Here is a 15,492-nt window from a genome sequence, read left to right on the forward strand (position 1 = left end):
CATATCTTTGCTTTAGTTAAAGTGTTATTGAATTGTGATTACTTATGAAAAACCGATATATACGCATTTGTTATTTGATTGTTTTATTCCTCTATTTCCAAATTGTTCCGATTGCTATTTTATGGGCAGATGAAACTTCGATTCATTTTAAACGTTTGTCCGTAGACGATGGGCTGTCGTATAATACGGTGCTTGCTTTAACCCAGGATCATAATAATAAGATATGGGTAGGTACTACTGAGGGATTGAATTGGCATGATGGCTTCCGGTTTGCATCCTTTTATAAATCTTTGGGTGATACAGCCAGTTTGGGGAATAACTATATCTATTCTCTTTATACTGACCGCAAGGGAACCGTATGGGCAGGGACGATGGTTGGACTTTCCCGGTATAATATTATAGGTAATGATTTTACAAATTACTCATTGCCGGGCAATCAGTCGGTTCAGGTGTTTGCAATAGAAGAGCCGTTAGACAGAGAGCAACTGTTGTTAGGTACTAATCGAGGATTGGTTCTTTTTGAGAAAGCAGATGGCAAGATGAATATTCTTCCCCAGTTGGAAGGAAAGAGCGTTTATGCCGTTCGTGCGATAGGGGACGGGGCATTACTTGGTACCTCAAAAGGTATTTATTTCTATTATTTCCGTAATGGTAATATTGTTCAATTACTTCCTGAACTGAAAAATGAAGTAATATCTGATATCATTTATGATGATAAAACCCGGAATTGTTGGTTAGCTTCTTTGACGAACGGGGTATATTTGATAGATGATAAATTTCAGGTTCGAGAACATTATAACCGGAAAAGTCATCCGAAACAGTTTATTTCTGATGCTGTCCGGGCCTTGCAGTTGGATGACCGGGGACGGTTATGGATTGGAACAGTAGAAGGGTTGCTGATTCTTCAACCGGATACGGAAAGTATTTCACCATATCGATTTTCTTATGATGATCCCTCTTCTTTGGGACATAATTCAGTACGTTCTCTTATGAGGGATCACCAGGGAGGAATGTGGGTAGGCACTTACCACGGAGGACTTAATTATTATCATGTATTGGCTCCCGACTTTCGTATCCTACAACATTCTGTCTGCCGCAATTCCTTGAGCGATAATACTATTAGTTGCATTGCGGAAGATCCTTTTAATAATAATCTTTGGATTGGTACAAATGACGGCGGGTTGAATCATTATGATAGGAGAACCGGGCATTTTACTTGTTATTCCGGTAAGGAAAACAAAACTAACTCCTTACGGTCGAATAACATTAAATGTGTGTTTCCCGAAAAAAGTGGTTCTGTTTATATAGGTACGCATAACGGAGGGATGAGCCATTTGGATGTGAAGACCGGGCGTATAAGTAATTATGATATTCCCGGTGCCGCGTCGTTGGGAAATAGCTGCTATTCACTGTTGGATGGAGAAGACGGCACCCTTTGGGTGGGTTCGATGGCTGGTTTGTATCGTTTTGATTATCAAACAAAAGAAATGTCTTTGCATCCTTTGGCTTTAAGATATTCTCAATTGAAAGGAGTGCTGGTCTCTACTTTGTTTCGTGATTCAAAACAGCGTATCTGGATTGGAACGGAAGAAAGTTTGTATATGTGTGCTGATGGAGAACTACATGTGATGACTGATTCGGCAGAGGCTTATTCTCTTGGGCTGATACAAGCATTGTGCGTATATGAAGACAACAGCCATGCCATTTGGGTAGGTACTTCTTCCGGGTTGTATCGTTATAAAGAGGGAACTTCTTTCTCGTGGGAGCGTTATTCTATGAGCGACGGTTTGCCTAATGATTGCATTAGTGGTATTTTGGAAGATAAAAAAGGGCGGTTGTGGCTTACAACGAGCAGAGGGCTTTCTTGTTTTGATTTGCAAAAAAGGAATTTCTGCAACTATATCAAACAAGATGGTCTGCCGCATAATCAGTTTATGCAGTCGGCAGTATGCAGTTCAAGAGACGGCACTTTCTTTTTAGGTACTTTGAATGGAGTCGTTTTTTTCAATCCCGATCATTTCTCCGACAGTCCTTTTACCCCCAATGCGGTAATAACGGGATTGTCCATACAGAATCACCCCATAAGACAAGCAAAAGACGGAGATATTGATTTTTACCAAGCGGACAACGGAAAATTGCTGGGTGTCTCTTTTCCTTCAGAACTTAAAATGTTCAGAATCACTTTTTCTGTAATTAATTACCTGTCAAACAGCCGTAACAAATTTGCGTATAAGCTGGAAGGTTACGATTCGGACTGGATTTATGATGTATGGGCGGGAAGCCGTGGGGTGAACTACTGGAATTTGTCTCCGGGTAGATATATTTTTAAAGTGAAGGCTTGTAGTGACAGTGGACAGTGGTCTGAAACACCAGCAGAGTTTTTTATTGATATTCTTCCGATGTGGTATCAGACGTGGTGGGCTAAAACTCTGTTCTTTTTCTTCATTCTTAGTGTTTTAGTTTTTATATTTTATTTCTTTATTGTTCGTGCCAAGATGAGAATGCAGGTACAGATTGAGCATATCGAACGGAATAAAATTGAAGAAATCAGCCAGGAGAAAGTTCGTTTTTATATTAATATGTCTCATGAATTGCGGACACCTTTAAGCCTGATATTGGCTCCGTTGGAAGAATTGCTGGGAGAGAAGAACTCTTTTGAGCCTGGCATACAACAAAAACTATCTTATGTTTATAAGAATGGGCAGAGGTTACTACATATTGTCAACCAGTTACTTGACTTTAGGAAGGCGGAGTCGGGAACATTACCTATTAATATAGTTTCAGGACCCGTTGAGAGTATGTCAATGAATGTATTCAATTTGTTTAAAGAAAATGCAAGGAAACGAGACATTAATTTTCATTTCAGTTCGGATTTGAAAGACGAATTACTTCCTGTCGACAGGATGTATTTGGAAACGATATTGATGAATTTACTTTCCAATGCGTTTAAGTTTACTCCTGATGGTGGAGAAATTTCATTATCCTTGTGGAAAAAGGAAACTACTTACGGATTTACGATACGTGATAATGGCATAGGGATTCCTATAGAGAAACTTACCCGTATTTTTGAACGCTTTTATCAGGTGGATGATAATCAGAAAGGTTCCGGCATTGGCTTGTCTTTGGTAAAATTGTTGGTAGATAAGCATCGGGGTACAATAGAAGTGGTGAGTGAAACCGGAAAATTTACAGAATTCAAAGTGACTTTGCCGGCGGATATTCAGGTGTTTCCGGCTGAAGAACAAAGACAAGATAAAGAAGCATCACTCTCTTTATCTGAACCGATACCATCTTTGGACGTTTCATATATGGAAGAGATTATGCTCCCTTCTGCTGATCTGGAGAAACAAGAAAGTGGGGAAGAGGAAGGGAGAGCGACTATCCTGCTGGTGGATGATAATAAGGAAATGGTTGATTATTTGAAGAATAATTTCAAATCGGAATACATCACATTGATAGCTGGAAGCGGGGAGGAAGCTTTGGAAATGATGAAGGAACAGAAAGTGGATTTAATTCTATCTGATGTCATGATGCCGGGAATAGACGGTATTAAGTTATGTGAGATTGTGAAAAAGAACATGCAAACTTGCCATATTCCGGTTATTCTGTTGTCGGCTAAAGGCAGTCTTGAGGCGCAGGCTGCCGGTATTCAGGCAGGTGCAGACGATTATATTCCCAAACCTTTCTCTATGCATCTCCTGAAAGGGAAGATCAATAATATCCTGAAGGCCAGGCAGCGTTTGAGATATTATTATTCCAGTACGATTGATATCGATGCGGCAAAAATGACTTCAAATAAACTGGACGAAGAATTTATAACCAAAGCTATTCAGACTGTGGAAGAAAACATCTCTGATGAGGACTTTACGGCTGATGATCTTGCGGAGAAACTCTTTATGAGCCGTTCGTCACTATACTACAAAATGAATTCTATATCGGGTGAACCACCGGCAAATTTTATTCGGCGAATACGTTTCAATATGGCTTGCAAATTATTGTTGGATGGTCATTACTCCATATCAGAAGTAAGCGCCATGGTCGGCTTTGCATCCCGGTCTTATTTCTCTACCAGTTTTAAAAAGTATATGGGATGCCTGCCTTCGGATTATGTGAAAAAGCAGAGAAAATAGTGTTCAGAAAGCTCTTCTGAATAAAATCTAAAAAACTTTGATAGTTTTTAGCACTCTTCTGGCAGTTATCGGACAAACAAAAAATGATACAAAACACTCTTTCATTCTAATCCTCATATCTTAGCGGAGGAATTTAAAACCTCTAAAACAACGATAAGTATGAGAAAAATGAAAAACATGAAAGTAGTATTGGTTACTTTGTTCGGACTCTCTTTTTCCTGGAATGTATATGCACAGCAAAGTGATATTAAAGATCAAGGATATGTGCATAAATCATCAACTTCTTATGAATATCCGACAGACCCGGCAGTACAGCAGAAATTAGACCAATGGAGAGATTTGAAATTCGGTGTACTGTTCCATTGGGGACTTTATTCCGTGCCCGGTACTTTCGAGTCGTGGCTGTTGTGCTCGGAAGAGAAATTTATTCCTCGCCGTACCAAAATCTTCGGTGATATGCCTTATGACGATTTCAAAAAGTGGTATTGGGGATTAAGTGAGTCTTTCAACCCAACAAAATTTGATCCGGAAGTATGGGCGGATATTATGAAAAATGCCGGCATGAAGTATATGGTTTTCACCACCAAGCACCACGACGGTTTTTGTATGTTTGATACGAAGGAGACTGATTTCTCAATAGCTAAAGGACCTTTTAGAAACAATCCTTTAAAAGATGTGACTTATCATGTCTTTGATGCCTTTCGTCAGAAAGGATTTATGATAGGTGCTTACTTCTCCAAACCTGACTGGCACTGCAATGATTACTGGAGTAGAGACAGGGCAACGCCAACACGGAATGTGAATTATGATATCAAGCTGAATCCGGACAAATGGAAACGGTTTCAGGAATATACGGCTAATCAAATTAATGAACTGATGACACGTTATGGTCGGGTAGATCTTCTTTGGTTAGACGGAGGCTGGGTAAGAGCTCCCAAAGAAGATATAAAAATGGACCAAATCATAGATAAGGCACGTGAAAGCCAACCAGGGTTGATAGCAGTAGACCGGACTGTACCCGGGAGGAATGAAAATTATCAAACGCCGGAATTGACCATTCCTAAACAGCAATTGGATCATCCTTGGGAAAGTTGCATTACACTGACTAATCATTGGGGGTGGTGGAAAGACGCTCCATATAAATCAGCTGCTCAAGTAATTAACATTCTCGCGGAGATTGTAGCCAAAGGAGGTTCTTTGGTTTTGGGTGTAGGACCTACAGCAGAGGGTACTATCGAAGAAGAGGGGATACAGCGCTTGAAAGAGATAGGGCAATGGTTGAAAGTAAATGGTGAAGCCATCTATAATACACGTACTACTCCTGTCTATCAAAGTGGGAATATTTGGTTCACGGCCAATAAAGATGGAAAAACACTATATGCTATCTGTGCGCTGCCGGAGAATATGGAATTACCGCAAAAAATTGCGTGGGAGGGAAATGAACCTGTCGGCAAAATGGTGTTGCTTCAGACCGGTCGTAGCATAAAATATCAGACCAAAGACGGCAAAGTGACAGTGACCCTGCCGAAAGGATTGAAGAAAGAATCGCTGGTTTTCAAATTTAAGCAGAAATCGTATTAGCACTTTTTGTTTAACTATTTAATATTATCAAAGTATGAAAAACATCTTAACAGGTTGTCGCATGCGGAAATTTTTATTTATTGCCGTATGCATCAGGTCGTCTTTGTGGGGGGAGGTTTGTTATTCCGCAGAGACGGGTCGGGTTTGGTCGGACAGTGACACCGGCAAAGAGTGGGTAAATTCCGCTTTGCAACAGAACAATAGTATAAAGGTAACAGGGATCATTACGAGTGAGAGTGGCGAACCTATTATTGGTGCTACTGTACAAGTGAAAGGAACTTCCACAGGAGTTATCACAGATATTGACGGTCGTTATACAATTACGGTACCTGATGGAAATTCAATTTTATCGGTTTCATTTATCGGTTATCAATCACAAGAAATAAAAGTAAACTCCCGAAGGGGAATTAATGTACGTTTGCAGGAAAATGTCCAAAGTCTGGATGAAGTAATGGTTGTTGCTTATGGTGTGCAGAAGAAGGCCACATTGACCGGTGCTATATCGAGTGTCGGTACAGAGGCTTTACTGAAATCGCCTAGTGCCAGTGTTACCAACTCTTTGGCAGGGCAGTTGCCCGGAGTTTCTTCTATGCAGGCAAGTGGACAACCGGGAGCTGACAATGCGAAAATATTTGTACGTGGTGTGGGGTCATTGACAGAAGGAGGAGCTTCTCCGCTTATTCTTGTGGATGGTGTAGAGCGTTCTTTCTATCAGATGGACCCTAATGAGATAGAATCTATTAATGTTTTAAAAGATGCTTCGGCTACAGCCGTATTCGGTGTACGTGGTGCAAACGGAGTTATATTGGTTACTACTCGCCGAGGGGAAGAAGGAAAAACTAAAATCTCGGTTAGTTCGAATGTCGGCATCCAGATGCCTACACGCATACTGGATGTGGCAGACAGTTATACAACCGCTTCTCTATTCAGAGAGGCTCAACGTAATGACGGAGTTGCCGATGACCAACTGGCTTTCTCGGAGTATGATATGGAACGTTTTCGTTTGGGAGATGAGCCTATTCTATATCCTAATGTGAACTGGTATGATTATTTGATGAATAAGGCTTCTGTTCAAACTCAACATAACGTCAGTATTTCGGGGGGAACAAAAGACATCCGTTATTTTGTATCGTTAGGCTTTTTGTATCAGAATGGTTTATTTAAACAATTGGACGGGCTTGATTATAACAACAATTACAGCTATACCCGTTATAATTATCGTGCCAACCTCGATGTAAACCTTACACGTACCACTACATTAAAATTTGGTATGGGCGGAATTGTTGGTAACCAGCGTGACCCGGGAGGTAGTGGCAATGTATGGAAACAACTTACATGGTCGTTGCCATTCTCGTCTCCGGGAGTTGTTGATGGAAAAAAAGTGGTGACACAGAGTACACGTTTTCCCGGAGTTAAAATGGAGAATCAAGTATTTAATGGATTTTATGGATACGGTTATGACCGCAAAGTCTCAAATAATATGACATTCGATTTGAATCTGTCTCAAAATCTGGATTTTATAACAAAGGGGCTTTCTATTGAAGTGAAAGGGGCGTATAATACAGATTATTCTTACATTAAAACCGTAAGGGGACATGTGGAAACGTATACTCCTTTTTATAAATCCGAAATAGACGGTTCAGGTCTTGATGTGAAAGATCCTGATTTTGATAAGAGTCTTGTGTATCGGATCACAGGAGAGAATATGATGAAAACGTATGGAACGGGAAATACGAGTCGTGCCCGTGACTGGTATGTGGAAGGAAGTATCCGTTATAATCATAAATTCGGGGAACATAATGTTGGAGCTTTATTGTTGTATAATCAGAGTAAAAAGTACTATCCTAATTATCCCAATAAGTTTTGGGATGTTCCGACTGCTTATGCTGGTTTAGTAGGTCGTTTGACTTATGATTATAAATCGAAATATATAGCGGAATTTAATATTGGCTATAATGGTTCCGAGAACTTTGCACCGGATAAACGTTTTGGTACATTTCCTGCCGGTTCTGTCGGCTATGTTATAACGGAAGAAAAATTTATTCCTAAAAACGATTTCTTAACCTATCTGAAAGTGCGTGCTTCTGTTGGGCTGGTCGGTAATGACAACATGTCTAGCCATCCTGATTACCGTTTTCTTTATTTGCCGGACTCTTATTCTATAAATAATTCTGATTGGCTTCAGCAAGCCTATCAGGATAAGAACGGGTATATCTTCGGATTGACAAATATGGCCTATCAGACAGCAGCGAAAGAACTCATGCTGGGAAATTCGAATGTAACTTGGGAAACAGCTTTAAAACAGAATTATGGTATAGATGCTTATTTCTTCAGTGACCGTTTGAAGCTGACAGTAGATTATTTCCGGGAAAATCGTCGTAATATTCTGATACAGCGTAGTACGGTCCCTTCTTTGATTGCAATGAATGGTATATTGCCTGTGGTTAACTTGGGTGAAGTCAATAATCACGGCTACGAGGTGGATTTAAAATGGAATGACCATATTAGGGATTTTTCATATTATATAAATACAAATATCTCTTATTCCAAGAATAAAATTATTTATCAGGATGAAGTAGAACCGAACGAACCTTATATGTGGCGCACCGGGCATGAAGTGGGAGCCCGTTTCGGATATCTGGCACAAGGATTCTATAATGAGGATGACTTTGATGCGGATGGTAATGTTCGTGCGGATCTGCCGCAACCACAAGGAAAAAAATACCCCGGTGATATTAAGTTTGCAGATTTGAATGGTGATAATATAATTGATAATGACGACCAGACTAAAATAGGAAATCCCAAACGTCCGGCTTACACTTTCGGTTTAAATTTGGGTGGAGAATATAAAGGCTTTTTTGCTTCTATGAATTGGACTGGAGTGGCACAGTGTGATATCGAGATGGCGAATGCTTATAAGCGTCCTTTCTATGAGGGACAGGTACTCTATCAATATATGGCTGACGGGCGTTGGACACCCGAAACTGCAGCAACGGCTGTGTATCCACGTTTGTCCGTTACGAGTTCGGCCAATCAGGAGACATCAAGTGTATGGCTAAAAGATGCCTCATACATAAAGCTCAAAAATCTGACGATTGGATATAATATCACTCAGCAGAAAATTTTAAAAGCAATCGGTGCCTCTAAGTTGACCGTTCAATTTACCGGCTATAATCTTTTGACATTTGACAAATTAAAAGTTTTTGATCCCGAAGGAGAATTGACACGTGATACGAATACATATCCTATTATGAAAATCTTCAGTTTGGGAGTGAATGTAACTTTTTAAAATGATTATTATGAAAAACAAAAGTTTAATTATTTTAGGCGGGCTTCTGGCTAGTTTATTCATCGGATGTGAAGACCTGAAGTTCGGTGATAATTTTTTGGAGAAGCCTAATAGTGACGATGTATCTATTGATACCGTGTTTTCTTCCAAGAAATATGCGGATCAGGCCATGAACCAGTTTTATAAAAGTTTGTGGGATTTTATGCCTACTTTGAGGGGCTGTCATCCGGAGGGACTTATTTTGGACGGATATACCGATATAGGATATGCACAACCAATCTCATGGACGCGTGGAGACTTTAATTCTTCTTCCAGTTGCATCAACTTTCCTTATTTCCCTTTTCATTCACAGATTACTGAAGTAACGGGAAATCCTTCTTTTGGTATCCGGAAAGCTTATATCTATATTGAAAATGTAGATAAAGTTCCCGATATGACTGATGATGAAAAGCGTATCCGAAAAGCGGAAGCTAAAGTAGTCATTGCTTTTCACTACACTCAAATGATTCGTTTTTATGGTGGCATGCCTTGGATAGACCATGCGTATAAAGCAGATGAAATACTTCAATTTCCTCGTTTGACGTTGGAAGAAACAGTCAATAAAACAGTGGCGTTGCTGGATGAGGCGGCAACCGATTTACCTTGGTATACAACAGCAGAGGAATATGGACATATGACGGCGGCTGCCGCTAAAGCGTTGAAATTTCGTTTACTCTTGTTTGTTGCTAGTCCATTATTTAACAATAAGGCACCTTACTATGACGGACAAGCGGCTACTGAACTTTTAAGTTGGTATGGAAATCAGCAGGATAGTCGTTGGGAAGCTGCTTTGGAAGCAGGAAGGGAGTTTTTGCGTCTGAACAAAAAGAATAATGATTATTATCGGATTGAAAATACAGGGAATCCCAGAGAAGACTATGTAAACGGTTATTTTACCAAGGGCAATCAGGAAGTTGTGATGGCTTCTTTCCGTTGGGGAACCTATGATGGTGTAGATAAGCCGTTCCGTATGTATGAATCCGGCTATGGTATCCCGCGTGGAAATTATGCGGATATGTTTCAATGGAAAGATGGTTCTACGTTTGACTGGAATAATCAGACCCATCGTGCACATCCGTTTTTTGATGAAAAAGGGCAACCGAACCGTGATGTGCGTTTATATGAAAACTTGCTTGTAAATGGTGATAAATGGCAGGGACGGACAGCAGAAGTTTATAAAGGTGGACGTGAAGGATATGGTTCGGGAAGTTCTGTGCAGAAGAAAACTCAATTTGGTTATGGATTTCGTAAGTTTATTCGGGATAAGAAGAATGAGATGAAAGGTAAACCCTACTCATGTCCCTTAATTCGTATGCCTGAAATTTATTTGAGTATAGCCGAAGCTATGAATCAATTGGGAAAGGCTAATGTACCCGATGAATTTGAAAAGACCGCTTATGATTATCTGAATCTGGTATGTGAACGGGCAGGGTTACCGTCAGTAACTTCTGCTAAAGTGCCGCAAGGTGATGCGTTGCTGAACTACTTATTGGATGAACGTGCCCGTGAATTCGGACAGGAAGATATTCGCTACTTTGATATGATACGTCATAAGAAAGGAGCTGAATGGGCTACACGTCCTATGGAAATGTTGGAAACGACGAAGGTGGGAAGTGGCTTCGAGTATACAGTGAGTACGCGTGACGATATTAAATATTATTGGAATGAATATTGGTATTTATTGCCATTTCCTGTGACTGAAATCAATAAGAAATATGGATTGATTCAAAATCCCGGCTGGTAATAAGGTTAATTAAACGATTTGATTATGAATAAATTATTATTTACGATAGGCTTGTTATTCATCTCTTCGGTAAGCCTGATGGCGCAGGAGATGATGAATGGCATTGTGAAAGATGTCTCCGGTAAACCTCTTTCGGGTGTAAAGGTGTCAAAGGTAGGAGCATTCAGAAATAGCAATGTTACTAATGAAGACGGTTTGTTTTCACTCCTGTTGGAGGAAGGCGATTATATTGAACTAAATTATGCGGATATAGCTATCAAACGGATTAAGGTCACAGGAAATGCTTTGGATTTGGTGTTTGATATCAAGAAAGATGCCGTTGTTGACTTGGGATTCCTAAAACGGACAGAAGATACCCAAACCCAATCTGTGACTGCTATTTATGCAGACTTGTTAGAAAAGAATGCGACTTCTCCCGATCGGATGAATAATGCACTTTTCGGATTGATATCAGGGCTTCATCTGACTCAAACAGTTGGCTGGGGTGCTAATGCTGTCATGAATATACGTGGCCGTGGTGGTTTGGGTAACGGAGAACCCTTGGTATTGGTGGATGGATTTGAACGGGGATTGACTAATATGACAATAGAAGAAATAGAGTCCGTCCAAGTTTTGAAAGATGGTGCCGCTACGGCTTTGATGGGTGCCAGAGGAGCTAATGGGGTAATTTTGGTGAATACCAAAAGAGGTATGTATAATTCGTTTGATGTGGACGTGAACTATCGTCATGGTTTTGATTTCCCGATCAACCGGCCGGAAATGGCAGATGCTTATACCTATGCCATGGCACAGAACGAAGCACTGTATTATGATGGCTTGCCGTTGCAATATACGAAAAGAGATTTGGAACGATTTAAGGATGGAACAAGTCCGAATTATCATCCGAACGTCAACTGGTATGAAGAAGGTACGAGGAATTTCAGCGAAAAAAACCAGTTTAATGTAATGATGCGGGGTGGTGGAAAAAGAGTACGCTATATGGCATTGTTGGATTATAAGAATAAGTTTGGTTTGTTGAATGAAGATTATACTCACTATTCAGACCGTTATAATTCTCAAATACGGACTTATGAGCTAGGGCTGCGTATGAATTTGGATGTGGATATTACTTCCAGTACCAAAATGAAGTTTGGTTTATATGGCATTATCGGAGAAGATAAGCGCCCGAATACGGATATTAATACAATCTTCCAGAATTTTTATAAAGTACCTGCCGCTGCGTTTCCGGTGAAGACTTTGAATAATAATTGGGGTAGTAATACTCTTTTTAAGATGAATCCGATTGCGGCTATTGCAGATGTGGGATATGTACAGGAAAATCGTCGTATGTTGGAAACTGATATGCGGATTACTCAAGATTTCTCTATGTTCCTGAAAGGGTTGAGTGCAGAAGTGGCTGTCGCCTATGATAATACTGCCACTTTTCAGGATATAGGAAGTAAGACTTATAAGTATGAAGTCGGTTATTTGTCGGAAGAGGGACTCCCTGTAAGTGAAATTTATGGTGCGGATAGTAAGGTACAAGTAAGTAAGTCGGCATTGTCTGCCCAATTGATACGTGCCAGCGTTGAGGCTAAATTAAATTATGATTATACATCAGGTAAGCATCAATTGTCGGCTTCGGCTGTCTATCGGCAGGATATGAAAGAACCGTTAGAAAATAACGCATCTTACTATCGGCAGAATGTGATGGGTTTTGTCGGTTATAATTATAACAACCGCTATATGGTAGATGTGGTCGGCAACTATTATGGTACAAGTGTTTTGTTGAAAGGAGATAAGTTCCGTTTTTATCCGGCTGTTTCTGCCGGTTGGAATCTAGCTAATGAAGATTTCCTGAAAGGGGCTTCCAATCTGGACTTGCTAAAGCTTCGGGCTTCCTGGGGACGTTCTGCGGTAGATGAACTAAGCTATGGATTGGGTAATTATTTCTGGACAGGAGGTACGGGATATCCTTTTGGGGATGGTATGACAACGGTTAATGGTCTGAAAGAACAAAGATTGCCTGCATATGGCTTGAATCTGGAGACTGCTGATAAATATAATGTGGGAGTAGACCTGCGTTTATGGAAGAACTTCACAGCAACGGCAGAGGTGTATTATGATCACCGTACTAATATTCTGGTCGCTAATAATAATGTGTCTGGCATTTTAGGCATCGAACCGTCGAAAGCTTGCATTGGTGAGGTAAAGAGCCGTGGTGTAGAATTAAGTTTAGGATGGAGTGGACAACATAAAGACTTCAATTATTTTGTAAATGCAAATTGGGCATTGAATGATAGTGAGATTGTTGAAAACGGACAGGCCTATCAACCTTACGACTATTTATATACACGCGGACATAAAGTCGGGCAACTGTTTGGATTGGAAGCTATTGGTTATTTCCGTGACGAAGAGGATATTGCCAAGAGTCCGGAACAAACATTTTCGGTGGTTCGCCCGGGAGATGTGAAATATAAAGACCAAAATGGAGATGGAAGAATAGATAGTGAAGACCGGGTAGCAATTGGTAAATCTACGACTGTACCTGAAATGGTTTTCGGATTGAATCTTGGCTTTGAATACAAAGGGTTTGGGATAGATATGGTTTTCAATGGAGTAAGTGGGTTGACCAAACAATTAAATGTAGCCAATGTGCATCAACCATTGCGTAATGGCAATACTAATATTGCAACTTGGTATTTAAAAGATAAGATTCGTTGGACAGAAGCGATGAAAGATGTCGCCAACGTGCCCCGTCTTTCTACATTGTCAAATGAGAATAATTATCAGACTAGCACACAGTGGATTGAAGATGGTTCATTCTTGAAACTACGTAATCTGAATGTCTATTATAACCTGCCGCAGAAATGGGTGAAAAAGATAAAACTAGATAAACTTCAGATTTATGCTAAGGCGCAGAATGTATTTTCTATAGATAAGATTGATTATTTCAATTGTGAAGATCTGACATTGGGGTATCCGGATTTGTTCTCTGTATGTCTGGGTCTGAATATTAATTTTTAAATAAAGATAGTTATGCGAAATATAAAGAACTATGTAGTAGCGGCTTTCGCTCTGTTTTTATTGGACGGATGTGATTTTCTTGATTACGATGAAACTAGCGGAAAAACTAAGGAAGAAGCCTACAGCTATTTTAATAACATGAACTCATCAGTAGCTTATGTATATAGTTTCTTGCCGACTGATTTTGGGAGAGTGAATGATGCGATGATGGAATCTGCTACGGATAATGCTGTCTATACTTGGGAGAATAATAGTATTTATTATATAGCCAATGGGATATGGAGTCCGCTAAAGCGTGTTGATGATGGTTGGAACTTTTGGAACGGAGTTCGTAGCGCCAATTTATTCCTTGAAAATTTTGATCCGAAAGTGCTTGAACGTTTTCAGTATAATGAAGATTATGATGAAATGATAGAAAAAGCTTCCAAATTCTCCTTGGAGGTACGTTTCTTACGTGCGTTTTATTTATTTGAATTGGCTAAGCGCTATGGAGATATTCCTTTGATAACACGTACTTATACGCAGGAAGATATTAATTCTGTACGCAAGACTTCGTTTGCGGAGGTAGTAGATTTCATAGCAAAAGAATGTACGGAGATTACCCGGGAAGGCGGGCTGCCGGAAGATGCTGTCAGGGGAGAGACAGGTCGGGTGACCAAAGGTGCGGCATTGGCTTTAAAATCAAGAGCTTTGCTGTATGCAGCGAGTGAATTACATAATCCCGGTCATGAATTGAAAAAGTGGGAAGCGGCAGCTAAAGCAGCTTATGAGGTTATTAACATGAATAAATATCAATTGCCTAAAATTGCAGCTGACCCTTTGTATTCGGATTTAGGTGGCAATGAGATTTTGAAATCTAAGCAGTTAATTTTTGAACGCCGTGCCACTGCGACTACCAGTGATTTTGAATCGAGAAATGAACCGATGGGATATGAAGGTGCAGAAGGTGGAAATACTCCTACGCAGAATTTAGTAGATGCTTATGAAATGAAGGATGGAACTCCATTCGATTGGAATAATTCGACCCATGTGGCGAATATGTATTATGATGCTGCCAATAAGCAGACCCGTGATCCCCGTTTGTATTTAAATGTACTAACTAATGGTTCTATGTGGCAGAAACAAAAGGTGGAAACCTTTGAAGGTGGTAAAAACAAGGTATTGGACGGCTCTACGAAAACTGGTTATTATCTGCGTAAGTATATGAATCCGTCTGTATCACTTGATCCGGACAAACCGAATAAATTGCATCATCATTATGTCTTGTTCCGTTATGCTGAAATATTATTGAATTATGCAGAAGCTATGAATGAGTGGAAAGGTCCGGATGAAACAGCAGAAGGATGTCCATTGACGGCACGTCAAGTTTTGAATATGGTTCGTGATTGCGCTGATATGAAACACATAGATGCGAACGGAGCGGATTTTACAGCCAAGGTTCGCAATGAACGTCGTATTGAATTGGCTTTTGAGGGACATCGTTTTTATGATATTCGCCGTTGGAAGATAGCGGGTTTGGATGAAGTAAGAAATATTTATGGAGTAAAGATAACAAAGAACAGTACTTCTCTGTCTTATCAAAAGGTGCTGTTACAGCAAATGTACTGGGACGATAAGATGTATTTGTTCCCTTATCCTCAAAATGAAATTTATATGAATCCGGATTTGGGGCAAAACCCGGGATGGAATAATGGTAATTAATT

General features: G+C 40.0%; 6 protein-coding genes. All 6 read left to right on the plus strand.

The window, feature by feature from the left end:
- Positions 1-44: 44 nt before the first annotated feature.
- A complete protein-coding gene (locus DXB58_RS18505; protein WP_122137813.1) occupies positions 45-4,130 on the plus strand; it encodes a hybrid sensor histidine kinase/response regulator transcription factor in 4,086 nt (1,361 codons plus the stop codon).
- Between the two features lie 159 nt (positions 4,131-4,289).
- A complete protein-coding gene (locus DXB58_RS18510) occupies positions 4,290-5,711 on the plus strand; it encodes an alpha-L-fucosidase (protein WP_122137814.1) in 1,422 nt (473 codons plus the stop codon).
- Between the two features lie 34 nt (positions 5,712-5,745).
- On the plus strand, positions 5,746-9,000 hold the full coding sequence (locus DXB58_RS18515; protein ID WP_122137815.1) for a TonB-dependent receptor: 3,255 nt from the start codon (positions 5,746-5,748) through the stop codon (positions 8,998-9,000).
- A gap of 10 nt (positions 9,001-9,010) precedes the next feature.
- Entirely contained in the window at positions 9,011-10,783 is a 1,773-nt protein-coding gene (locus DXB58_RS18520) for a RagB/SusD family nutrient uptake outer membrane protein (RefSeq protein ID WP_122137837.1), read from the plus strand.
- 24 nt (positions 10,784-10,807) lie between these two features.
- Positions 10,808-13,789: a SusC/RagA family TonB-linked outer membrane protein gene (locus DXB58_RS18525; protein ID WP_122137816.1), complete on the plus strand. Its 2,982-nt coding sequence runs from the start codon at positions 10,808-10,810 to the stop codon at positions 13,787-13,789.
- 12 nt (positions 13,790-13,801) lie between these two features.
- Positions 13,802-15,490: a RagB/SusD family nutrient uptake outer membrane protein gene (locus DXB58_RS18530; RefSeq protein WP_122137817.1), complete on the plus strand. Its 1,689-nt coding sequence runs from the start codon at positions 13,802-13,804 to the stop codon at positions 15,488-15,490.
- Positions 15,491-15,492: the final 2 nt, after the last annotated feature.

The organism is Bacteroides sp. OM05-10AA, assembly GCF_003439055.1.
GTDB classification, from domain to species: Bacteria; Bacteroidota; Bacteroidia; order Bacteroidales; family Bacteroidaceae; genus Bacteroides; species Bacteroides intestinigallinarum.